This is a genomic window from Lacipirellula sp. (assembly GCF_965279485.1).
GTDB lineage: Bacteria > Planctomycetota > Planctomycetia > Pirellulales > Lacipirellulaceae > Lacipirellula.
The window spans coordinates 1,111,628-1,133,606 of the sequence record NZ_CBDIIC010000001.1; the positions used below are offsets into that span (position 1 = coordinate 1,111,628).

20 protein-coding genes are annotated in these 21,979 nt (G+C 62.1%); 11 read left to right on the forward strand and 9 right to left on the reverse strand.

The annotated features are described in order from the left end of the window. Nucleotides 1-83 precede the first annotated feature (83 nt). A complete protein-coding gene (locus ACQY7R_RS04640; protein ID WP_428304425.1) occupies nt 84-800 on the forward strand; it encodes a PTS sugar transporter subunit IIA in 717 nt (238 codons plus the stop codon). Between the two features lie 15 nt (nt 801-815). Beyond that, a complete protein-coding gene (locus ACQY7R_RS04645) occupies nt 816-1,688 on the forward strand; it encodes a hypothetical protein (protein ID WP_428304426.1) in 873 nt (290 codons plus the stop codon). Here ACQY7R_RS04645 and ACQY7R_RS04650 read toward each other — a convergent pair. Continuing rightward, nucleotides 1,679-2,497 (reverse strand): ImmA/IrrE family metallo-endopeptidase, encoded by an 819-nt coding sequence (locus ACQY7R_RS04650; protein WP_428304427.1) that lies wholly within the window; start codon nt 2,495-2,497, stop codon nt 1,679-1,681. The two genes, ACQY7R_RS04645 and ACQY7R_RS04650, sit on opposite strands and share 10 nt — an antisense overlap. Before the next feature lie 6 nt (nt 2,498-2,503). On the opposite strand from ACQY7R_RS04650, the gene ACQY7R_RS04655 reads away from it, so the two are divergent. After that, nucleotides 2,504-2,716 carry a hypothetical protein gene (locus tag ACQY7R_RS04655; protein ID WP_428304428.1) on the forward strand — a complete coding sequence of 71 codons (213 nt, stop codon included), beginning with the start codon at nt 2,504-2,506 and terminating at the stop codon, nt 2,714-2,716. Nucleotides 2,717-2,800: 84 nt separating this feature from the next. On the opposite strand, the gene ACQY7R_RS04660 is transcribed toward ACQY7R_RS04655, so the two are convergent. Further along, entirely contained in the window at nt 2,801-3,007 is a 207-nt protein-coding gene (locus ACQY7R_RS04660) for a hypothetical protein (protein ID WP_428304429.1), read from the reverse strand. A gap of 347 nt (nt 3,008-3,354) precedes the next feature. On the opposite strand from ACQY7R_RS04660, the gene ACQY7R_RS04665 reads away from it, so the two are divergent. The 3 genes from ACQY7R_RS04665 (at nt 3,355) to ACQY7R_RS04675 (ending at nt 5,612) form a co-directional block, all read left to right on the forward strand. Further along, a complete protein-coding gene (locus tag ACQY7R_RS04665) occupies nt 3,355-4,251 on the forward strand; it encodes a sulfotransferase domain-containing protein (protein WP_428304430.1) in 897 nt (298 codons plus the stop codon). 220 nt (nt 4,252-4,471) lie between these two features. Next, nucleotides 4,472-4,684 carry a hypothetical protein gene (locus ACQY7R_RS04670; RefSeq protein WP_428304431.1) on the forward strand — a complete coding sequence of 71 codons (213 nt, stop codon included), beginning with the start codon at nt 4,472-4,474 and terminating at the stop codon, nt 4,682-4,684. Nucleotides 4,685-4,898: 214 nt separating this feature from the next. Further along, nucleotides 4,899-5,612, forward strand: coding sequence for a class I SAM-dependent methyltransferase (locus ACQY7R_RS04675; protein ID WP_428304432.1), 714 nt, complete (start codon nt 4,899-4,901; stop codon nt 5,610-5,612). A 101-nt stretch (nt 5,613-5,713) separates the two neighbouring features. Here ACQY7R_RS04675 and ACQY7R_RS04680 read toward each other — a convergent pair whose 3' ends face one another. From ACQY7R_RS04680 to ACQY7R_RS04695, 4 genes are all read right to left on the reverse strand, one after another. Next, nucleotides 5,714-6,592: a transposase gene (locus tag ACQY7R_RS04680; protein ID WP_428303583.1), complete on the reverse strand. Its 879-nt coding sequence runs from the start codon at nt 6,590-6,592 to the stop codon at nt 5,714-5,716. A gap of 256 nt (nt 6,593-6,848) precedes the next feature. Next, on the reverse strand, nt 6,849-8,177 hold the full coding sequence (locus tag ACQY7R_RS04685) for a sugar porter family MFS transporter (RefSeq protein ID WP_428304433.1): 1,329 nt from the start codon (nt 8,175-8,177) through the stop codon (nt 6,849-6,851). 170 nt (nt 8,178-8,347) lie between these two features. Further along, nucleotides 8,348-12,589, reverse strand: a complete 4,242-nt coding sequence (locus ACQY7R_RS04690; RefSeq protein WP_428304434.1) for a beta-1,3-glucanase family protein — start codon at nt 12,587-12,589, stop codon at nt 8,348-8,350. Nucleotides 12,590-12,844: 255 nt separating this feature from the next. Then, nucleotides 12,845-13,807, reverse strand: coding sequence for a DMT family transporter (locus ACQY7R_RS04695; RefSeq protein WP_428304435.1), 963 nt, complete (start codon nt 13,805-13,807; stop codon nt 12,845-12,847). A gap of 180 nt (nt 13,808-13,987) precedes the next feature. Between ACQY7R_RS04695 and ACQY7R_RS04700 the strand changes: the two genes are divergently transcribed. The 4 genes from ACQY7R_RS04700 (at nt 13,988) to ACQY7R_RS04715 (ending at nt 17,180) form a co-directional block, all read left to right on the forward strand. Next, entirely contained in the window at nt 13,988-14,224 is a 237-nt protein-coding gene (locus ACQY7R_RS04700) for a hypothetical protein (protein ID WP_428304436.1), read from the forward strand. 416 nt (nt 14,225-14,640) lie between these two features. Then, nucleotides 14,641-15,156 carry an EamA family transporter gene (locus tag ACQY7R_RS04705; protein WP_428304437.1) on the forward strand — a complete coding sequence of 172 codons (516 nt, stop codon included), beginning with the start codon at nt 14,641-14,643 and terminating at the stop codon, nt 15,154-15,156. 39 nt (nt 15,157-15,195) lie between these two features. Continuing rightward, nucleotides 15,196-16,080 (forward strand): SMP-30/gluconolactonase/LRE family protein, encoded by an 885-nt coding sequence (locus tag ACQY7R_RS04710; protein WP_428304438.1) that lies wholly within the window; start codon nt 15,196-15,198, stop codon nt 16,078-16,080. Between the two features lie 197 nt (nt 16,081-16,277). Then, nucleotides 16,278-17,180: a DMT family transporter gene (locus ACQY7R_RS04715; RefSeq protein WP_428304439.1), complete on the forward strand. Its 903-nt coding sequence runs from the start codon at nt 16,278-16,280 to the stop codon at nt 17,178-17,180. Between the two features lie 310 nt (nt 17,181-17,490). Here the strand turns inward: ACQY7R_RS04715 and ACQY7R_RS04720 are convergent, their stop codons facing one another. The 3 genes from ACQY7R_RS04720 to ACQY7R_RS04730 all read right to left on the reverse strand — a co-directional run bounded on the left by ACQY7R_RS04720 (nt 17,491) and on the right by ACQY7R_RS04730 (nt 19,831). Continuing rightward, nucleotides 17,491-18,126, reverse strand: coding sequence for a PEP-CTERM sorting domain-containing protein (locus tag ACQY7R_RS04720; RefSeq protein ID WP_428304440.1), 636 nt, complete (start codon nt 18,124-18,126; stop codon nt 17,491-17,493). A gap of 201 nt (nt 18,127-18,327) precedes the next feature. Next, nucleotides 18,328-19,005, reverse strand: a complete 678-nt coding sequence (locus ACQY7R_RS04725) for a hypothetical protein (protein ID WP_428304441.1) — start codon at nt 19,003-19,005, stop codon at nt 18,328-18,330. A 70-nt stretch (nt 19,006-19,075) separates the two neighbouring features. After that, on the reverse strand, nt 19,076-19,831 hold the full coding sequence (locus ACQY7R_RS04730; RefSeq protein WP_428304442.1) for a HEAT repeat domain-containing protein: 756 nt from the start codon (nt 19,829-19,831) through the stop codon (nt 19,076-19,078). A 662-nt stretch (nt 19,832-20,493) separates the two neighbouring features. On the opposite strand from ACQY7R_RS04730, the gene rimO reads away from it, so the two are divergent. Beyond that, nucleotides 20,494-21,915 carry a 30S ribosomal protein S12 methylthiotransferase RimO gene (rimO, locus tag ACQY7R_RS04735; RefSeq protein WP_428304443.1) on the forward strand — a complete coding sequence of 474 codons (1,422 nt, stop codon included), beginning with the start codon at nt 20,494-20,496 and terminating at the stop codon, nt 21,913-21,915. Nucleotides 21,916-21,979: the final 64 nt, after the last annotated feature.

Sequence of the window (21,979 nt, forward strand, 5' to 3'; positions counted from 1 at the left end):
ACGTCGCCCACCGGCCTGCCGAAAATTGAGGATTCCCTAACCCCTGCCCGCCTACCTATGGCGCCGAGCCCCCCTGAGCCCCCATGGCCGACGACTCTTTCGACATCGCGAGCCTGGCGGCATACCTCCACATGATGCCCGCGCAGGTCACCCGGCTGGCCGAACGCGGCAAGCTGCCGGGGCGGCGCATCGGCGGCCAGTGGAAATTCACTCGGCCTGAAGTGAGCCAGTGGCTCGAAGAGCGGATGGGCCTCTCCGGCGACGAGGAACTCGCCGCGATGGAGAGCCGCCTCCGCCGCGACGACTCCCATGGCGCCAGCGTTATCGATCTGGGCGAGCTGCTGCTGCCGGAAACCGTCGCCGTGCCGCTCGCCGCGCGGACGCGCACGAGCGTCATCAGCAGCATGTGTGAACTCGCCGCCGCATCGGGCCGGCTGTGGGACGTCGAACGGATGGCCGAGGCGGTGTCGCAACGCGAATCGATGGCGCCGACGGCGCTCGAAAACGGCATCGCCCTGCTCCACCCGCGGCGACCGCAATCGTCAATTCTGGGCGATGCGGTGATCGCACTCGGAATCACCAGCGGCGGCATCCCCTTCGGTGGCGGACCGAGCGGCAGCGGCCTGACCGACATCTTTATTTTGATCGCCGCCACGAGCGATCACGAATACCTCCGCACGCTCGCCCGCGTGAGCCGCATCGTCAACGACCGCGACTGGACGGCGACGCTCCGCGCGGCCCCCGATGCATTCACTGCTCGCGAATTGTTTCTGGAGCGCGACGCTGAAATCACCGGTTAGGTCGCTCGCCCACGCATGCCCCCCTCCCCTCCACCGCTTGTCGCCGTCGGCCCTTGGGATCGCGGCGAATTCGCCGCAATGCGAGCGGAGCTGGATCCACATGGCGAGTGGCCCACAGCCGCCACGCTGAGTGCATTGATCGAGCAACTCGGATCTTATGACGCTACCGAAGGTGCAGCGGAGGTGATCCTGCTCGCGCAACCGACGCCCGGCGACAATCACCAGCCAGCGATCGAAACGCTCCGCACCCTCGCTCCGCTGACGCGAATCATCTGCATCGCTGGCTCCTGGTGCGAAGGCGAACTCCGCACGGGGCGCCCGCCCGACGGAGTGATTCGCCTCTACTGGTACGAATTCGCCCCCTGGTGGCGGGCAGCGAACGACGCTGCGGAGGCTGGCCGCATGCCCGCTTGGTCGGAGCCGCTCGATGATCCTCGCAGCGGGCAGCAAACGCCGGTCAGCGAGACGGCCGCCGCTCGCTCCCATGCCCGCGGAAACGCGCCACGATTGCTCGCCGTCGATGCCACCGACTTCGCGGTGTTCGAAACGCTTGCAGCCGCCCTAGCCCCGTTCGGCTGGCAATGCGATTGGCGCCCGCGCGGACGCCGCCACGAAAACACTCCCGACTCAGCGTCTACCGCCGCCATCTGGGATGGCGGCCAACTCGCCGACAACGAACTCGACGCCCTCCGCACCTTCGCCGCTGCGATCCACGCCTCTAGCCCCGCGGCGCCCGTCATCGCGCTGCTCGACTTCCCGCGCGTCGAACATCTCGCAGCCGTGCGAAACGCCGGCGCCGCCGCCATCCTGGGGAAACCGTACCAACTCGCACAACTGGTCAACGAACTCGAGCGGCTCGCTGCCGCCGGCCGGTCGGCTCACCACTGAGCCAGTTCCGTCCGAATGATTTCGCGTTTCCAACCCTCTTCGTGGATCGGCCAAGCCCGCACGTCGACGATTCCCTCCGGCAACTCCGCCCGCTCGCACTGCACCGGCCGCCCCTGCTGATGCGCGGTGGTCCAAGCGTCGCGTTCGGGCGGCGTGAGCGGCGGCGGTCGATGTGAGCTGCTACTGCGACGCCAAACGCACCGCCCTTGGTCGGCGAGCGTCACGATGATCGCCGGCGGCGCTTCCAGCATCCGCCGCGCAATCAGCTCGTGACTCGCCGTCGCGTACATTGCCTTCAGCTCGAACAAATCCCAATCGACGCGAGCCCCGTCGCGGACAAACCATTCGCGCGGCAGCAGCAACGCCCCGGCGAGCGCGTTGGCCACCGCCTCTCGCGCCGCGGGCGGCGCTTCGGACGGATCGACGTCGAACTCAGCAAAGACGCGAAACGCACGGCTCTCGCCAATCTCATGCGCCACTGCCCAATGCCGGCGTTCACGGCGTGGCTCTTCCGCGAGAAAAATTGTCTCCGCAGCCGGCGCCACGCCCCGCGCGAGTTTGACGAATCGCGCTCGCGGCTGCAGCGCTCCATTCGCAACTGGCTGATCTCGTGCCACGACCAGCCCCAAACGATCGGCCAGCAACAAACAATCGACCGGCGGTTCACGCACCTCCGCTTCCACCAAGATCTCGCGAGCCACCCCCTCCAGCACGCACCGCAACTGCTCGTCTGGAATCTCCGTCAGCACCATCCACCTCACGCAGCCGGGCAACGAATCTTGATGAGCGTCGCTCGACAGATTGTACATGAACACTTGACCACCAGCAAGAAAATCCACCAAGAGCGCACGGTTTTTCTTGCGCAAGGACGAAGGACTGGCGAGCGTTATCACGCCGGCGGTTTCAGAAAGGCAGAACTAGCCGCCGACCATGAGCAATCGCCGCGCAGCGTAGAACACGGCTCGATGCTTGGTGGAATAATCAGAAGCCTGCAGCCGCAGACGAATGATCTTATCGAAAGCCAATAACTCTGCGGGTGGACGATCTAAGCTGTAGCGGCGCCTCAGCTCACTTCGTCCACCGGCCAAGCCGGTGACTTTCATCGGCGCGACCTAACCCGTAACGAACGTCACGGCAAACAGCAGCCCGCCCGCCGCGCTCAGCATCCGACCGCAGGTCCGTTGGCATTCCGGCTCGCTGTCCCAATGCCCCGGCACCAGCCGATGAAAAAACCGGGCCATCGGCTCGGCATAGATATAGTTGGCAACGCCGCCCGCCAGGAGGAGGAGCGCGAAATTGGGCAAGTCGTTCCAGTTCATGGGAGCACTATACGCGCCGCTCTCTTTTTTTCCAACAGTTGGCGCGAAACTGCGCCAACTACGGCGTGTTAAAGACTTCGCTTGGACGCCTCCGCACGAAAGCGGCCTCTTTTGTCGCCAGCAATGAAGCGTGATGGTGGAAATCCCTATTGGCGATACCACGCTAGCGAATTACTTTTCCGCAATCTGACGGGGATAGGCCGATTCTCCAGCCAGATGTTTCGGGGAAACGCAATTCTTTAGAAAGATTTTGGCGCACGTCGTTGCGCATGACGATGGAAACTGTCTAGGCAACTACGCCAGGAAGGCGAATCGCCACCACAGACGCCTCGAGACGCTGGTCACGGATGAGCAAACTTAGCGCAGCATGGCGAGGGGCGACCTTCCGCTACTACAACGCGAAACGGCTGCCAACCGTCCTGATCATTGGGGCCCAGAAAGCGGGCACCTCGGCGCTGTTTAGCTATCTTGCCCAACACCCCCGCATGGCGCCATCGCGCGAGAAGGAGCTCGACTTCTTCGGCAGCGACTTCATGTACACCAAGGGGATGGATTGGTACTTCTCCAACTGGGACGAAAAGCAGGCCCACGGCAAGCTCCGTTTCGAGGCCTCGCCGCAATACCTCGCGGCACCGGTGGCGTGCGGGCGGATCCGCGAGACGTTCCCCAAAGTAAAACTCATCGTCACCCTCCGCGATCCGGTGGAGCGAGCCTACTCCTCCTGGCGAATGTATCGCCAACAGTTGGAGTACGATCCCGATTTCTACCATCGCCTGCATCGCGAGCGCTATGCGCCCGACCAGCTGGTAAACGAATTCCCGCGGCTCGATGAAGAGTTCGAAGACTTCGACTTCGCCATTCGCCGCGAAGCGGAGTTCATGAGCCGCAACCAACACCTGACGTGCAGCCTGCTCTACTTAGGGCTGTACGCTCAACAGCTGCGGCGCTACATCGACGCGTTTTCGTCTTCGCAGCTCTTGGTGCTCGATAGCGAAGATCTCAAGCTCAACCGCACCGCGACCCTCAACCGCGTGCTCGAGTTCCTCGGCATGCCAGCCTGGGACTGGTCGCAGGCGAACTTGGCCGACGTTTTCGTCGGGAAGTCAGCGTCGCAAATGCCGCCGCAATCACGGGCCTTCCTGGAAAACTTCTACCGCGAATCGAACCGCCAACTCGCGGAAATGTTGCCCCAGCCGCCCCGATTCGTCGAGCGTTCGCTCGCCCGTCGCCGAGCCGCCGCCTAATCGGCGCTCCCCTGGCTGTTTAACGCTGCCAAGGCTGTCGAATTATCCGGCACTGATCGCCGATTGAGCGCCCCGGTCGGCAATCAACCACCTCGGCGGTCCGTTTATGCCGTCCAGGATGGAGTATTCCATCCATAATGGGCCACTTCTTGGCACGCGGCGTGCATTTCCCTTCAGCGGACATGGCAAATCAGTTTCCGCCTTTGTTGGAGCTACTGAGATGGGTTCGTCCGCAATGAAACAGAGTGAATGGATCAATGCCTTCGACGAGCAAGGCAACGCGGTTCAGCTTCGCATTCACGGCCCGCGGCGGGGACAGTCGACCGTCGTCACCTTAGCCAACGGCCGCCACCTCCTCGTCCGCGGGCGAGGCGTCTATCAAGCCGTCGGCGACGGCATGGTCTATAAGTGCGAGGAGCACGACGCGCCCTGAGCAAGCGCGTCCGCTAGGGGCAAAGGCGCCGCCGGTTCAGGAGGAACCGCGGCGTCTTTACGTTTTCCCACTCGTCGCAAGACTTCGGAGAGGATAGCGAAACTAGGCAACTCGATCGACATTGACTCGCACCCGGCGAACTCCTCTACTTCCGGGCGCTCCGCAGGCGTTGGCTCGCCTGTCGTCACCGTCCATGCCGTCGAGAGGCGCCGCGATGTCGCTCAAATCCGTTCTCCGCCAATTCCGCCGCGATCGCCGCCCGCAACCGACGCGCTCGCCAGCGTCGGCCGCAAGCGTCGCTCTGACGCCGATCAATCAACCCGCCGCGCCGGAAACCGACTACGACCGCGACTTCCGCGCCGCGTGCCAAGCCCTCAAAAAATTCCACGCCCCCTACCGCCTCCACATCGGCTGCGGCAAGGTTCACTTCCCCGGATGGGTTAACGTCGACCGCGATCCTATGTCCGAGATCGTCGACGTCTCGTGGGACCTCCGCCATTCGCTGCCAATCCACGACGGCACGGTCGAATACATTTTCCATGAACACTTCATGGAGCATCTCACCGTCGAAGAGGGACTTGCTCTGTCGCGAGAGTGCCGCCGGATGCTTAAGCCGGGCGGCATCCTCCGCATCGGCATGCCCGACCTCGCCGACGTCGTCCGACAATACGCCGAGAACGACTGGCGGCTGCCGTGGATGAAAAAGTACGGCTACGAACACATTCAGACGCGTGCCGAGAATATCAACATTGCGTTCCGCGAGTGGGAGCACAAATGGCTCTACGATCGCGAAGAACTCCACCGCCGGCTGTGTGAAGCGGGCTTCGAAACGATCCGCGACGCCGTCCGCAAGGAAAGCACCGTCGAAGCGCTCCGCGGCCTCGAAACGCGCGACGAAACGCTGCTCGTCGTCGAAGCGATCAAATAGCCCCGGGCTCCGCCCGGGGGTCGGCCTCCACTCCGGCAGAAGCCACCGCTCGCAACGCCCACGCTTCAATTCAACTTCTGGCTCCCTCCCCCTTGAGAGGATTATGCAAGTGCCAGCAGTTCCGGTTGCCGGATTTTGATCCACCGGAGGCCGTTGAGAATGAATTTGGCTTGCACCCAATGTCGGACTCGGTGGAAGCGTCGCACCCAGGCTGGCAGCGGGGCTAAGACTCCTCCGGTGCTTGCCAAGACGCCGAACTGTCGCTCGATGGCGCCACGCTCGCGATAGAGCTCGCGGCCGAACGGCGTGGCCAACAGTTCGATCGATCGCAGGCGGCTCGGGCTTTGGCGACGATGGCCGAGGCCGTTGCGACCGCGACTGGGCGTCTTCTTGGCGACGAGTTGAAACCCGGCTTGCGCCGCCGCATCGTAGAGCCCGTTCGCGTCGTACTGCGTATCTCCCAGCAGATAACCGCCGCCTGGCAGTGATTCGAACAACTGACGCGCGACGGTCTTCTCGCTCACGTTCATCGGAGCGAGCGACCACGTCGTAAACAACGGCCCTCCATTCCACACGGCGTGCAGCTTGTAACCTTTCTGCTTCCCCTTCGCGCCGCGACCCCAGGCGGCGTCCCGGTCCTGACTGATCGGACTGACCGCCAAGGCCTTGCCGTCGATGATGTGGATCCACTGCCGCCCTAAACCAATTAAGATCAGCAGTTGCTGCTCTACCGCCGTCAACAACTCCACGGCGTCCGCCTGCTTCAGTCGTCGACTGAGCGTGCTCTGCGGCGGCAGTGGATCGAGCCGCAGATCAGCCGGCCACTCCTCGGCACACGCCGCCCAACTCGTCGGCCGATCGTGCACCACCGCCCAGAAGTAAACCGCCACAATCTCCGCCGTCGAGTACTTCCAACTTCCCCAACGCTTGTCCAATCCGCGCGCTAATAGGTAAAGTGCCAGCCAGAGTTCGCGTTCCATAAAACTCTCCTTGTCAGGGGTTTGCTACCGACAAGGTGGAACGCGGACTCCTTCTTTTCAAGACGCTGCTAGCAGTTGCATAATCCTCCTTGAGGGGAGGGCTGGGGACGGGGTGGAATCCTGGTACCCGCTCCTCTCACCCCTCCCTAACCCGGTGCTTCGCACTGACTACCGCCTGCGCACGGTCGCCACTGGCGACCGTGCTCGTTGCTCCCATCAAGGGGAGGGAACCTCAAGAGCCAATTTTGCCTCGGCCCTACCCCTCAATCCCCAACCGCCGCGACATCTCTTCCAGCGGCACGCCCTTCGTCTCCGGCACCAGCCAGATGACCCAGGCGAGTTGCAGCACCATCATCCCGGTGAAGAACGCGAAGATCGTTCCCGGTACGAACGCATCGACCGCCACTGGGAAGAAAGTCGCCACGAGCGCTGCGAAAATCCAGTGGGTGAAGCTGCCGAGCGATTGCCCCGCCGCGCGGAATTGGTTCGGGAAGACTTCGGCAATGAGCACCCAAATGACCGTCCCTTGTCCGATGGCGTGGGCGGCGATGAACGCAAAGACGCACGCCGGTACGATCTTCGAGTTGCCCGAGTAAAAGCCCCACGAGCACAGCCCCAGCGACGCGATGTAGCCGAGCGAGCCGATAAACAGCAGCGTCCGCCGGCCAAGTCGATCGATCAGCCACAACCCGACGAACGTGAACATGAGATTCGTCACGCCGACGCCGATCGACGTGAGTCGCGCCGCTTGGGCTTCATGCCCCGCCAACTCAAAAATCCGCGGCGCGAAATACAGGATCGCATTCACGCCCGACATCTGGTTGAAGAACGCCACGAGAAACGCCAGCATGATCGGCGTTCGCAACCGCCACGACCAGAACCCCGCGGTCGACGATTCCTCCGCCCGCGATTGCTCAATCTCGTCGGCGACATGCGCGAGTTCCGTATCGCTCGCCTCGGGGCGGATTATCCGCAACACCTTGAGCCCAGCGTCGCGCTGCCCCCGCAAACCGATCAACCACCGTGGGCTCTCTGGCACCGCGAAGGCGAGAATCGTGTAAATGACCGACGGAATCGCCGCGACGCCGAGCATCCACCGCCACGCATCGTCGCCGATCCAGGCAAGGGCCGCGTTCGAGGCGTAGGCGATGACGATGCCGAGCACGATGTTGAACTGAAACAGCGCCGTCAGCCGTCCGCGCGCCGCCGGCGGCGAAATCTCCGCGATGTACAGCGGCGCCGTCACCGTCGAGATGCCGATGCCCAGCCCGCCCAGGAAGCGGGCGATCATCAGCGAGTAAACGTCTGGCGCCAGTCCCGACCACACGGCCGACACGATGAACAAAACGCCGACCCAAATCAGCGTCGCCCGCCGACCGTAGCGGTCGGTCGGCCACTGTCCCACCACCGAGCCAATGACGGTTCCCCACAGCGCCGAGCCAATCGCGATGCCATGCAACTGCGGGCTGAGTTGCCACAGGTCTTGAATCGGCTTCTCGGCGCCCGACATGACGACCGTATCGAAGCCGAACAAGAACCCGGCGAAGGCAGCGGTCAGTGACCAAAGGAATAAGCGAAGCGACATGATGATGCGTGAATAGGTTGAGCATTAAGAATGCCACTAACGTATGCCAACTTGCTTTGCGCGGCAATTTACAGGTTGCTTGCAACTCACGCATCTAACATTTGCAGTTACTCCTTGAGATCCTTTGGCCGCCCCGCAGTCGCTCGCCACCAGCGCTTCTTCGAAACAACTTACGCCGAGGGTCCCTCGTATCCCATGAAGGCCGTGTACGATTGTCCGACCAGCGGCACGAAGTGCGCCGTGATCGGGAATACGGTGAGAGCGCCGTCGCTGACGAACGACGCGCCAGTCGCTGTGGTATTGGCCGTCCCCTGTACGGTGACAGAGCCGTAGTTCAGCATGGTGATCGTCGTACTAGCCTGGAGCAATTGGCTGTTGCCGGTCACCTGCGTGACCGCGCTGGGAGTCAGTCCATTCAGTGTATTAATGCCGGTAAGCTGGAAGGAATTTTTGGTCGCCGTCGCCGTGAACGTCACTCCGTTGGAGATAAACGTCACCGTTCCGGTCAGCAATGCTGACTTATCGAGCGTAACGCTCGGCATCGTGATCCCAGTGATCTCTTGGCCGCCGGTAAATTGCGGACTGGTGAGCGATTGCCCCACTTCCAAATTCACCGCATTGGAAATATTTGTGATCGTGTGGTGGCCGCTTAACATGTCGCCCGTGAAGGTGAGCAGACTGCTGGGGATCGTAATATTCGTATTGAGCATCGGCCCGGACACAGGCACCGGCGGCCCCAACTGCTGCGATCCGCTACCGTCGCTCAACGACGCGCTAAAGGTCACCGTGCCGCTGAACTCATGCCCCGGCAGCGTCGCCGTGACATTCACCGACGTCCCGAGGGGGCCCAAATCGGGATTCAGCGTCATCAGGAAGTCGCCGTTCACGCCGACAAGCTTGAGCGATTGGCTCGCGATGCTCGGCGCCGAATCCACGTCGCCCGAGTAGACCGCGGTCACCGTGTAGGTGTGGGTCGTGCTGCCGTCGGCCAGCGCCGGCAGCGTCGCACTGATCGTCGCGTTGCCGCTACCGTCAAGCGTCACCGGCTGCCACGGCGGCGAGGAGCTGAAGTCGTTGGAATTGATCGCCACGCCGTCGATAAAGAACGTCACCGTTCCGGTCGGCGTCGGATTCGCGCCCGACGGCGCGACGTGCGCCTTCAGCGTGATCGGCCCCCCCTGCTGGGCGCTCGCCGGGATGGTGGTGAAGGTCGTCGTCGATGGTAGCTGCGACGCGCTCCACGAATTGAGCAGCACCCGCGCCAATCCAACGTTGGCGACGTTCAGATTCGTGCTGCTGCCGTACTTGTCGTCGTACGGGAAGGCGTACGCTAGATCGTTGACGGCCAGCCCCGACTCGTGCCAATACTGGACCCAGTAGTTATAATTTCCGTTCTGGCCGCTATTTTGCTGGAACCACGTCGAGCGGTCGCCCCAGCTGGTTCCAGGCTCGAGAGCGATGCCGCGATTAAACGCCGCGGCGATCGAGTTCTCCAAATCGCCGAGCACCGCCGACCAGTACGATGGCAGGTTGTTGCTCTTGTAGTATTCCGCGCGGAACGTGTTGTCGGCAAAGAAGCCGTCGCACGCGAAGAGCATCTGCGAAGCCGACTGCCCCTCCAGCCCCGCGCACACGAGCCAAGTCGGCGCAGCGACGGTGGGAAATAGCGGAACGTAGTCGGTGGGATTCGGTAGGTTTGAAGCCGTAAACGGATAGAAGACCAAATAGGGCGTCGCTTCACTGGGCGTCGTCAGATACAAGACGTAACCCAAGCCGGCAATTTGTTTCACCGTCCCGCTGTAGGTCAATTTGCTTCCGGACGCCGTCGACTCGATTTGCAACACATCCCCGCCGCCGTAAACGTTCTGACCGCCCGACGTGACGTATTGACTCGAGGGCAGGTACTTCAAAAAGAACTGGTCGATGTATTCGTTGTAGTAATTGTTGAGCTTATTGGACGACTGCGCGTTGGGAAGCGCTTCGACGATGTCCTTCGGCGACACGAGCCTCGTCCCGCTCTCGTAGACGCGCCATGTTCCGCCGCTCGTATAAGCGTTTGCGGAGCTGCCGTCCGACCCGTCCAGTTCGAACGTCGTGGCGGTGACATTCGAAATGTAGTAGAAGCCGTTAGCGTATGTGTTGCCGGCGACGCCCGAGATTTCCACGAGATCGCCTTGCTGCAAGCCGGCGGTGCTGCTGGCGGTGATCACAATCGGCTGATTGGCGCCCGGATTGCTCGCGCCGGTGATCGCCAGCGACCACTCGCCGCCGGCGACATACGTGGCCGCGGAGGTCAAGCCGTTGAGCGTGAAGGTGTTCGCCGTCACGTTGCCAATGGTGAACAACCCGTTGGCCGCCGTGGCGCCCTGGACGCCTGAAATGAACACCTGGTAGCCGGCGACCAACCCAGCCGTGCTGTCGGTCGTAATCGTGACGGTGCTGCTGGCCGTGGTCACGCCCGTAATCGGCACCCCGCCGGCAACTTCAAACGGCGACGCCGATTGCAAGAACGGCCGTGCCCCGGTATGCCCCGCGCCTATTTCCTGATTCAGGAACTCCGCCAAGGAGTACAAACTCTCGTTGTGGAGGATCTCGTTGCGCGTGCCGTCGACCCCCACCGGCCCGCCATTGAGCGCCTGCAACAATGCGCCCTGCGCCGACGACGTCGCCGTCGCTGCCGCGCTCAGCTTGATCGTCCCGGCTCCCGTGTTGATGCTGTCGATGAGCGTGCCCGTAGGAATCCCGTTTCCAGTAACGACCTGGCCGACTTTCAGGCCGCTCATCCCTTGGAGAACGGTGACCACATTGCTCAAGTTCGTCGTCACGCCGGTAAACCCAGCATTGAACGGCTGCGTCGCCTGCACGTCTTTGAAGAACTGCAGCGTCATCGGCAAGCCAAACGCATCGACCTGCGACGTATCGATATCGAGGCTCGGCACGCCGGCCGTGTTCGTGACGGTGAATTCCAGGAAGTCGTAGAACGTGCCGGTGCTCGGATCGGTGGAGCTCGAAGCGCTCGGCGCGGACACGCTGCCGTTCGTCGAATTGACTTGCGCCTGCACCGGCGCCCCGACCGAAATCACGATGCGGCCGGTAAACTGATTGCCTGGCGCCGGAATCGGAAACTGCAAATTGCTACCCCAAGTCGACGAAGCATTCGCCCACTCCGCGATCGTGGAACTTGGCAAAATCGCTTGGTTCGGCGTGTTAATGCCCACTTCAAGCGTCGCCGTCGAAATGGGAATCGGCGTCGGCTGGCCGTTCGGCCCAACGGGGCTCAGGCTCCCCGCGTCCAGGTGGTAACTTACCCCCGTCGTCGGCGTAGCCCCTTGCGCCGGCGTGGGAATCTCTTGGCCGAAAACCGCAATCCAGACTTCATCGTCATCATATCCTGTCGCCTCCGCAACCGCCTGCGCAATCTCCAGCGGAATGAAGCTCGACATCACGTCGTCCACGACCGTCGGCTGCGACTGTCCATTCGGAACAGTCACGGCGCCAACCGTCCCCGTGGCGAGCAGCTGCAGGGTGCTGACGGCGCCGTTGAGCGTCACCGTGCCAATCGAGCCGACGGAGGGCATCGCCCCCATCGTAAAGTCGTCGATCGTGCCAAAGACGTTGTCGGTGCCGGGAGAACGATTGGCGGCGAGGACGCTGCCGTTACTGGCGGCTTGAATGACCACCGACCCGATGTTGCCGGAGGTGTAGACGTTCGAGTTGACGACGCTCTGAAAGAACACCGACTGCATGCCGCCAATGCCGGCGGCAATCTCCGCCCCCGTGGCCGTCCCGGTGACTTTCACCTTGCCGACCTGCGGCGCCAACACCTTGGAGCCGGCGTTCATGGTGACGATGTTCAACGAGGTAATCATGCCGTCCGTCGTCAACGATGAATTGGAATGCATCGTCCCCGCGGTGAACGTCGCCACCGTTCCTTCCACGTCGATCAAGGCATTAGCGCCCACGTTGTCGATCGCGAAGCTATCGCCCACATTCCCGTGGAGCAAAATTTCGCCGTTCGGCGAGAGCGTGATCCCCGAGCCGCTGAACTGCTTCAGCGCCGTTTGACTATTGATCGCGCTGAACACGGTGAGGCTGTTCATCGTCGAGCCGTTGTCCGTGCCGCCGCTGGCGGTGATCTTCAGCTGCGACGTCGACGTCGTCCCCGATAGCGTCATCCAATCGATCGAACCGCCCGTCAACTGGCCGTTCGTTAGCGTCATTTGTCCGCTGCCGGGGCCCATCAGCTTCACGGCGACCTTCGTGCCGTCGGCGTCGCGAAAGTTGTAGGTGGTCCCGCTGGTGATCGAAATCACCTGGTTGCCGCTCATCAAATCGCGCCGTTCCAACGGCTCGAACCGAAACCGCGGATTGTGACGGTTGGCGGAACGTTGACGGCGACGCTTCAAACCCATGGCAACCTCGAATTGGCGAGAAGTCGGCGCGTCGCTCACCGCGAGCGCGCCACCAATGACTCACATCATCCAATATCGGAGTCGCCCGCTGCATCATTCAAGAGCAGGAACCCGCGTTTGTCACGCGCGCCGCGAAGCTTTTTTAGAAATGCGCGAAGCTATGCAGAATGCTCGGAATGCCTTGCCGTCACATGTGGACTTGAGCGCGGCGCGCGTCTGGAGCGCACGAATTAACGGCGAATCAACAACTCGCCGCTAAGAGTTGCACAGCTCGCCGTCGACGCCCTCGGGCTCTAACTCACTGTCGCATTCTTCATCTTCTTCATCGCGCCGCTTCCGCGGCCGCAGCTCGCTCACGACGACGCCCGCCAAGATAAGCAGCGCCCCGACAATCGCCATCATCGGCAACCTTTCGCCGGCGATTCGCCCGACGATCCCCGCCCACACTGGCTCGCCGGAGTAAATGAGCGTCGCCCGCGTCGGCGAGACCGATCGCTGGGCCCAGTTCATCGCCAGTTGAATCGTCCCGCCGACAAGCCCCAGCCCGGCCGCGATAATTACCAGCGTCCACGAGAAGCCGGGAAGCGACTCGCCCAATAGGGGCATCGTCCCCCACGACAGCACGGCTGTCACCGCACATTGGATAAGCGTCACCCGTCGGCTGTCGACGCTCGACGCGAAGTGCCCAATGAGGACGATCTCGACCGCAATCGCAAACGTCCCCAACAGCGTCAACACCTCGCCCCGCCCCATGCCGAGCGACCCCGGCTCCGGCCCGGCCAGCAGCATCAGCCCGGTGAACGCGAGCGCGATGCCGATCCAGCTCATCAACCGCGGCGGCTTCCGCATCACGGCCCACTGCAGCAGAGGCACGATCGGCACGTAGAGCGCCGTGATGAACGCCGACTTGCTGCTGGTGATCGTTTGCAGCCCGGCAGTTTGCAGCGCGTAGACGAAGTACATCGTCAGCCCGATCCATCCTCCCGCGATTAGTTCATGACGCGTCATGCCGCGCAAGACCTTCAGCCCCACCGCCAACATGAACAGCGTCGCGAACAAGAACCGCAGCCCGACGAAGAACAATGGCCCGCTGAGTGCGACGCCCTTCTGCGTCGCCAGGAACGTGCCGCCCCAGCCGACGGTGCTCACCAGCAGCACAAGTTCCTGCCGGCTCATGCGCCACACGAGCGATCGCGAAGAGGGGTTCGGCTCGGTCATCGGCAGGCGTCCTGATTCCAAATCGTTCAACTCATTGCATCTCCGACGGACACCAATCGACCACCGCCGGTTCGCCTGCGGCCTCCCGCGAGAATGCCCGGCAAAACCAGCCGCCGACCTTCTGGCATCGCGATTGCAGTTACTGCCAGTCGTCCGAGCAACAACCCCGGAGAGTTCCCCATGACTACCGATACCGACAGCCTGTTCCCGCTCCAATATGTGAACGAAATCATCCATTGCAAGAGCGCCGAAGATCGCAAGCTGCTCCAAGAGGCGATCCTCGTCACTGAAGATTCGGCCGATGCCAAGTCGTTCACAGCCGAGCAATTCCGCAAAATGAGCGACAAGTGCGGCGAGTATGGGCTACCCAATCTGCAACAAGTTACCGGCGAGCTAGCAATGCGGGCCGCGGGATAAGTGCTGAATCGCCAAGGACGCCAAGGAGGGCAGAAGTTGTCGGCGATTTCCTTTGCGTCTTCGCGCCTTTGCGTGAGACCTGTTTTACTGAAATCTCACGCAAGGGCGCAAAGGGAACACGAGTCAGAGAATTGACTCGCTCTCGTCGTGTTGTCGTGGTTCAATCCTCCCCGTATCCCTTGCCGTTCTCGGCGTCCTTGGCGGTTAATGCTTTTACCTAATTGCCCGCCGACGCGTCGCCACCTATATTCACGGCGGCCTGAATGCTCGGCGGCGGAACCCGGGACGCACGACGCGAAGCGATCCGTTTGGACACCGATCGACATCATTGATTCGAGTTGGGGCACGGAGGGGCGTCGCCAGTCTCTTAGGGGGAACTGGCGACGCCCTTTTTTATGCGCCGAAGCAACCGTGCCATGCATATGAAAGCCACCGGCTCCGCCGGTGGCTTTGATGTGCGCCTCGAATCTTCAAACCTCAACAGCCACGAGTGCGGCATGAACCTCACCGACAACTGGCAATTCTGGGCCCTCCTCTCCGCCGCCTTCGCCGCCCTCACCGCCATCCTCTCCAAACTTGGCGTCCGCGGCGTCGATCCCGATGCAGCGCAACTCATCCGCACGTTAGTCGTCGTCGCCTTGCTCGGCGTCGCGCTCACGCTCATGGGCAAGCTCCGCGCGCTCGGCAGCATCACTCAGCAGAACTGGATCTTCCTGATGCTCGCCGGCCTCGCCACCGCCGCCTCGTGGGCCTGCTACTTCCGCGCGCTGAAAATCGGCGACGCTACCCGCGTCGCCGCCGTCGACAAACTGAGCGTCCTCATGGTCGCCATCTTCGCCGCGATCTTCCTCAGCGAACGTCTTGGCCCCGTGAGTTGGCTCGGCGTCGCTCTCGCCGCCGTTGGCGTCTTCTTGCTAAGCTGGGCCCGCTGAACGCCTCCCCACCCGCATTACGTACTCCAGCAGACGTACATGGATGTCCTTCAAGCAGAATGCGTGAGCCGCCACGACGCGATCGTCGGCGAATCCCCCGTCTGGTCCCCCGCGGAACAAACCCTCTACTGGGTCGACATCACCGGCGGCCAGATCCACCGCTTCCATCCCGCCACGAGCACGACCGACACGTTCGACCTCGGGGAACCAGTCACCGCCCTCGCGCTGCGCACCCAAGGCGGCCTCGTCCTCTCGCTCCGCAAAGAGTTTGCGTTTTACGATCTCAAGTCGCGCCAGCTCACTCGCCTCGGCAACCCGGAAGAAAATCTCCCCGACAATCGTTTCAACGACGCCAAGTGCGATCGCCAAGGCCGCTTCTGGGCCGGCACAATGGGCGACAAGCATTGGGACCAACCCTGCGGCGGCCTCTACCGCTTTGATCCCGACCGCACGATCACCAAACATCAAAGCGACGTCATCTGCGCGAACGGCATGGGCTGGAGCCCCGACAACCGCACGATGTACTTCACCGAAAGCTTCCGCTACGCGATCTACGCTTACGATTTCGACGCCGCGAGTGGAGCCATTTCCAATCGCCGCACCCTCGCCGAAGTCGATCGCACCACCGGCGCCTTTCCCGACGGCCTCACCGTCGACGCCGAGGGGCATGTCTGGAGCGTCCACAACGCGGTTGGGCGGGTCGTCCGCTATACGCCGGACGGCCGCCTCGAACGAACGGTCGAACTCCCCGTCCCCCGCCCCTGCGGCTGCAGTTTCGGCGGCGAAGGGCTCGATACCCTCTACATTACCACCGCCCGCGAAACGCTCACGCCCGCACAGCTCGAACAGTTCCCCCTCTCCGGCAGCCTGTTCGCCGCGAAGCCCGGCGTACGCGGATTGCCGGAGGCCCAGTTCGCGGGTTGAAACAAATAGATTAGAAATTTTGAGGTCCCCTCCCCTTGAAGGGGAGGGTTAGGGAGGGGTGAAAGAAGCGGGTACCAGCGATCCACCCCCTCCCCAGCCCTCCCCTCAAGGGGGAGGGAGCCAGAAATTTGGATAATAGAAGCGGTTTTCAGTCGCTACCGCGGATCGAATCAACCGCAGCAACCCAAGATCATTTCATGTCGCGGCAACACCTCTACGGCATCCTCCTCATCGTCGCCGCCTTCTTCTGCGTCGCCGTGATGAGCGCCTTCGGCAAAGGCGCCGCCAACGTCTCGACGGCCACGATCAGCTTCTTCCAAAGCTTCATCAGCCTCGTCCTCTTCCTCCCCTGGACGCTGCGACACGGCCTCGCCGATCTCAAGACAACGCAGTTCCCGCTCCACCTCGCACGCGCCCTCGCCGGCTTGCTGTCGCAAGTCCTCTACTTCTGGGCCGTCAAGGAAATGACGCTTATCGACGCCGTGCTCTTGGTGAACGCGGCGCCGCTGTTCATTCCGCTCGTCGCCTGGCTCTGGAACCGCACGCCGATCACCCCCGCGGTCGCCGTCAGCCTGTTCGCCGGCTTCATCGGCGTCGTGCTGATCATCAAACCAGGCGCCGACCTGCTCACCAACCCCGCCGCGCTGATCGCCCTCTCGGCCGCCCTCTTCTCGGCGATCGCACTGGTGAGCGTCAACAAGCTCTCAGGCCAGAACCGCCCCGATACGATTCTGTTTTACTACTTCTGCATCGCGTCGATCGCCACGCTCCCGTTCGCGATTGCCGATTGGAGCACGCCGACGACCCGTGAGTGGGGTTACTTAGCCGGCGTGGGGGTCTTCATGGCGCTCGCCCAGCTACTAATCATCCTCGCCTACCAGCATGCCACCGCGTCGCAAATCGCGCCGTTCAACTACTCGGTGGTGATCTTCTCCGGCCTTATCGGCTGGGCCGTGTGGGGCAACACGCTCGACTGGGTCTCCGCCATCGGCATCGCCTTGGTCTGCCTCGGCGGCATCCTGAGCATCGTCCTCTCGCCGCCTCCCAAGCCAACCCACGGCGTCGCCGCGCCAATAGCCCCGGGCTCCGCCCGGGGGTAGCCCCCACTCCGGTCGGCATGATCGCGCGCGGCACTACGGCGAGCCGGAGGGTTCATCCCTCCGGTCATCAGATCTCCACACTAGTCGGCTTCGTCGCGCAAGGCGCTGGCCTCCAGATGAAAGCGCTCATGCACGCCTAAGCTTCGCGACTAAGAATGTTCCGACTCCCTCCCCCTTGAGGGGAGGGCTGGGGAGGGGGTGGACCGCTGGTACCCGCTTCTTTCACCCCTCCCTAACCCTCCCCCTCAAGGGGAGGGGACCTCAAAGTTCTATTTTATTTATGCTTCCTGCAGGTAGCCGCCTAAAACCTTTACCCTCGCTTGCGGCGCAGCAACCCCACGCCGCACAAGCCAAGCCCCGCAATGCCAAGCGTCGCCGGCTCCGGGACGCTCACCATCCGAAAATTATCCATCCCCGTCGTTTCGGCGACGCCGATTTGCGACTCGAGCGTGACCATGATCATCGTCACGTTGCTTAGCACGGCCGCCACCGCTTCGGGCGTCGTTTCAAATCCCACGGCATTGAGGTTCACGGAAAAGGTCGTCCAGTCGTTCGACGGTGCATTCGCCCCGGCGATGTCGGCACTGATGGCATTGCCGCCGTTGAAGAGCGTCACAAAGCCGAACGCCGCGTACTTTTCCGCGTTGCCGCCGACTTGGCGCGCATCGAACGACAACGTGCCGTTCAAAAAAGCGCTCTTATCGCCCAAGAAGCTCGCCGGCGCCGTCACGAACATGTCCGACAGATCGGTATCGGTTTGCTGCAGGAATCCGCCCGGATTACCGCCGGTGGAAACGAAAGCCAAGTCTCCGCCAGTGCTCCCCGTCCAGCCCTCCAGGCCAGCGTCGAAAGTGCTCTCAAGCGTCACTGCCGACGCCGGCGAGCTAAGCGCCGAGGTCCACAGGAGCGTGATCATTCCGGCGAGCAAACACAGATTCTTCGTCATGGTTCATCCTGATTGATAGGGAGTGGCCGCGAATCGCAGGCATTGACTCGCATGAGACGACCTTCGAAGGGCCAAGCGCCAACGCGGCGAGTTTGCTTCTGTCGCATCCAAAAAATTTGCAATTGCCCTCGACGACTACCCGCAATTGCCAGCGTCGCTGGCTCCAGGACCGCGCTCACGTCTGGAAGTTATCCATCTCGATCACTCAAGATCGAGATCATTAACAAAGCTGGCCTCGGGAACGACTTCGCCAGGGTCGACCCCGAGCACGCCCGCAACAAGTTGCTGCAGCGTGGAGAGCAAATCTTCGTCGCGAATATCCATATTGACGGCGGTCGAGCGCCCGACAAAACGCCGCGTAACATCGCCCACAGTAGCAAACTTCGGCGGCGGAATCACGCGTAAGGGGGTAGTTGCGAGGTTGAGTAAAATCGAAAAGCAGGCAGCGGCCATCAAGCCCAGCGGGAGGCACTTCGCATCGATCAGCAAGGTCGAAGTCCCGAGTAAGAACGCTACGAAGTAAATCGCCCACGCAATGCGACGCAATCCTAGCGGCAGCTCCAACGCTGGAGCCGCTCCCACCCAGGGTTGAATTGACCGCCAGTACTGGCGCCGTCTGCTTATCGGAATGACTTGCTCCAACGGCGTGGAGGGGCGCAGGCGAAGGTCCGCATGGTGAAGAAAGTCACGCAGATTGCGACGAACATACAAGAAGGCCGGCAGCGAACGACACAGTGCAAAGCGCGCGGCCGCCCGCCGCGCTTCAATCAACGATAACAATTGGCCGACCGTTTGGATCGCCTCGGCTTCGTCATCGCGAATGGTAATGCCAAAGCGGTCCTCGATCGCCGTCACTAGGTTAATTCGCAAATCTTCCATTTAGACTCCTCGAGCGCCCTGCGTGTTACGAATCGCCCGAATCAAGAATGAGCTCACTCCGGCTTCGACATCAGCGCCTTGAGCACGCGCGGCACGTGGACCTCGACCCAGTCCGGAGCGTCTTCCTCTTGCCGCATTTTGTCGAGCGGTTCGATCGCCTCGTATCCCCCCGCATGTATTCCAAGACGATCACCGCATGCCACCGCCGCTCTGTATAGCCGTTGAGTTCGCGGCTACTCAATCCGTCGCCGGGAGGCTCAAGCCACTGGATGACAAAATCCCGGTACTCGGCGCGATCCTCCGCTCGTACGAGTCGATACAGAGCCGCGGCCACGTTAATCCGCTCGTCAACGTCGTCATACTCGCTGGCGAACATGCCGCGCGGCACGTTCTCAGGGTTCAAGGTCTTGTAGCGACGCTGGAGTTCGTCGATCGCGCTGGGGTCGTCGTACCCAACGCTACCCAATGCGTTGATCAAGTACATCCGAATCAGCCGCTCAGGATTCTCCTGCAACCGGCGCAGCAGATCGGGGCCGCACGCCCGCGCGGAACCGCCGATCTCGTCAATGACATAGGCGGCGCGTTGCTGAACGGCAGATTCCGGAGCGGAGAGCGCGGTGACCAGCTCTGGTCGCAACTCATCGAAGTGCTCACGAAGAAACGCGACTTGCTTCGCATCGGGCAGGTACATCCCCATCTCCGCCCAAGACGCAATGTACTCGCTCGACTGCCGAGCAACGTCCGCCGACGGCGTCGAGCCGCCCGGTTGACAGCCAACCGCGCCGCACGCGGCGAGAAGCACCAGCAGAAACGAAGGGAAACGCATCAGAAGATCAGCCCTCGGCGCCATCGATCTCTATGAGTTAACGATTTTAATGCACTATTTCTTGCCCTGTCACTCGCATCTATCGATTTAATGTTCGCTGCGAACGGCCGGATCTTTTCCGAAGCCAGTAACCAGCCGTGAGATTCTTCACCGTCCGGAAGTCGCCTCGCCAGGCGGCCCCAGTCTGAAGCGACGACTCGCCGACCAAAAATCTTCGAAGTTTGTTGTCGAAACTAGGCCACCACTTTTGCTAGGCTCGATCTACCAAGGCGCCGCTGCGCGATAAGGCAATTCAAACCGCCGTCGCACAGCGCTCGCGGCTTGTGGTCGCGACAAATTGTCGCAATGCCGAAGCAGGTAACCCACGCGCCAAAAGCAACTTACGATTTATGTCGCCAAACACGCGTTTCGCGACAAAAAGCGACAAAGCAGCCGCGGGTCAACGGCCTGCCGGAGCAGTGATAGATAGCAGCCAGAGGCCAGACGAATAACACCGTTAGCCCCCCGATCGACGCCAATTCGCCTGATTCACAGTTAACTTAAACAGCTTCTGCGGGTCCTACGGAGCCAATTGGCTTTCGCCCGATCTCCGTCTACAATCATGGGTTGCGCCGCCCCACGCCCGTTTTGGCCGGGGACCGAGTGGTCCTCCGGAGTCGTCGATGTCGTCTCAGTTGCCTATCCTTCCGAGCACTCCCCCTGCCCCGGCGGCGCCCGCCGGTGCCGATCCTTCGTTCGTGAAGGGGAAGTACTGCTTCATCAGCCTCGGCTGTCCCAAGAACTTGGTCGACAGCGAGCGGATGCTTGGCCTGCTGCAACTCGACGGCTACAAGCTCGTGAACACCCCCGAGGAAGCCGACTTCGCGGTGGTCAACACCTGCGGCTTCATCGAGGCGGCCCGCGCTGAGTCGTTCGGCGCGATCGACGAAATGCTTGCCCTGAAGCGCCGTGGCGATCTGCGCGGCGTCATCGTTTCGGGCTGCCTGGCTGAACGCCAGCAAGAAGCGCTGCTCGTCGAGCGTCCCGACATCGACCACCTCGTCGGCGTCTTCGGCCGCGAGCATGTCACGAAGGTTGCCGACCGCTTGCTCGGCGGTTTGGAAGAACAGCGCAACATCTTCCAACCAGCCCCGACTCATCCGCTGCCCGATACGGCCCGCCTCCGCATCACGCCCAAGCACTTTGCCTTCCTCAAAATCTCCGAAGGCTGCGATCGCCTTTGCACCTTCTGTGCAATCCCCAAGATGCGCGGCAAGCATGCCACGAAGCCCATCGAAGAAGTCGTCGCCGAAGCCCGCGAGCTCGCCGCCGACGGTGTCCGCGAGTTGGTGATCGTCGCTCAAGACACCACCTACTACGGCAAAGATCTCTACGGCGAGCCGCGCCTCGTCGAGTTGCTCCGCGAACTGGAGAAGGTTGAAGGCCTCGACTGGGTCCGGTTGATGTACCTCTACCCGATGTACTTCACCGACGAGCTGATCGACGTCATTGCCGGCAGCCAGCGGATCGTGCCATATCTCGATATGCCGCTGCAGCACATCAATGACACGATGCTCCGCCGCATGCAGCGCCGCGTGAAGCGGGCCGAGACCGAAGAACTCCTCGGCAAGCTGCGGTCGAAGATTCCGAACCTCGTGATGCGGACCACCTTTATCACCGGCTTCCCCGGCGAAACCGACGAGCAGTTCAACGAGCTAGTCGACTTCGTCGCCGAACAAAAATTCGAACGAGCCGGCGTCTTCACCTATTCGCTCGAACCAGACACCCCCGCGGCCAAGCTCCCCGATCACGTCCCGGTCGAGGTGATGGACGAACGCCGCGAGATCCTGATGGCCGTCCAGCAAGAGATCGCCTTCGACTGGAACGAACGCCAACAAGGTCGCAAGCTGGACGTGCTGATCGATTCGGCCGTGCCGGGCGAGCGCGACGTCTGGATCGGCCGGTCGTACGCCGACGCCCCCGACGTCGACGGCATCGTCTACGTCACGGGCAAGGGACTGGCGACGGGCAAGATCGCCCCATGTGAAATTGTGGCAAGCAAGGAGTATGATTTAGTAGGAGCACTGAGCGGCAAACCTCGCTAGGCAAGCCGCCCCCAAGCCGCTCGCGGCTTAGCGCTTCTCCGTCAACATCCCTCGCATCGCCTAA

Coding starts and splice junctions, on each gene's coding strand:
- ACQY7R_RS04640 (WP_428304425.1), top strand. CDS start 84: ATGGCCGACGACTCTTTCGACATCGCGAGCCTGGCGGCATACCTCCAC.
- ACQY7R_RS04645 (WP_428304426.1), top strand. CDS start 816: ATGCCCCCCTCCCCTCCACCGCTTGTCGCCGTCGGCCCTTGGGATCGC.
- ACQY7R_RS04650 (WP_428304427.1), bottom strand. CDS start 2,497: ATGTACAATCTGTCGAGCGACGCTCATCAAGATTCGTTGCCCGGCTGC.
- ACQY7R_RS04660 (WP_428304429.1), bottom strand. CDS start 3,007: ATGAACTGGAACGACTTGCCCAATTTCGCGCTCCTCCTCCTGGCGGGC.
- ACQY7R_RS04665 (WP_428304430.1), top strand. CDS start 3,355: ATGAGCAAACTTAGCGCAGCATGGCGAGGGGCGACCTTCCGCTACTAC.
- ACQY7R_RS04670 (WP_428304431.1), top strand. CDS start 4,472: ATGGGTTCGTCCGCAATGAAACAGAGTGAATGGATCAATGCCTTCGAC.
- ACQY7R_RS04675 (WP_428304432.1), top strand. CDS start 4,899: ATGTCGCTCAAATCCGTTCTCCGCCAATTCCGCCGCGATCGCCGCCCG.
- ACQY7R_RS04680 (WP_428303583.1), bottom strand. CDS start 6,592: ATGGAACGCGAACTCTGGCTGGCACTTTACCTATTAGCGCGCGGATTG.
- ACQY7R_RS04685 (WP_428304433.1), bottom strand. CDS start 8,177: ATGTCGCTTCGCTTATTCCTTTGGTCACTGACCGCTGCCTTCGCCGGG.
- ACQY7R_RS04690 (WP_428304434.1), bottom strand. CDS start 12,589: ATGGGTTTGAAGCGTCGCCGTCAACGTTCCGCCAACCGTCACAATCCG.
- ACQY7R_RS04695 (WP_428304435.1), bottom strand. CDS start 13,807: ATGACCGAGCCGAACCCCTCTTCGCGATCGCTCGTGTGGCGCATGAGC.
- ACQY7R_RS04700 (WP_428304436.1), top strand. CDS start 13,988: ATGACTACCGATACCGACAGCCTGTTCCCGCTCCAATATGTGAACGAA.
- ACQY7R_RS04705 (WP_428304437.1), top strand. CDS start 14,641: ATGCATATGAAAGCCACCGGCTCCGCCGGTGGCTTTGATGTGCGCCTC.
- ACQY7R_RS04710 (WP_428304438.1), top strand. CDS start 15,196: ATGGATGTCCTTCAAGCAGAATGCGTGAGCCGCCACGACGCGATCGTC.
- ACQY7R_RS04715 (WP_428304439.1), top strand. CDS start 16,278: ATGTCGCGGCAACACCTCTACGGCATCCTCCTCATCGTCGCCGCCTTC.
- ACQY7R_RS04720 (WP_428304440.1), bottom strand. CDS start 18,126: ATGACGAAGAATCTGTGTTTGCTCGCCGGAATGATCACGCTCCTGTGG.
- ACQY7R_RS04725 (WP_428304441.1), bottom strand. CDS start 19,005: ATGGAAGATTTGCGAATTAACCTAGTGACGGCGATCGAGGACCGCTTT.
- ACQY7R_RS04730 (WP_428304442.1), bottom strand. CDS start 19,831: ATGCGTTTCCCTTCGTTTCTGCTGGTGCTTCTCGCCGCGTGCGGCGCG.
- rimO (WP_428304443.1), top strand. CDS start 20,494: ATGTCGTCTCAGTTGCCTATCCTTCCGAGCACTCCCCCTGCCCCGGCG.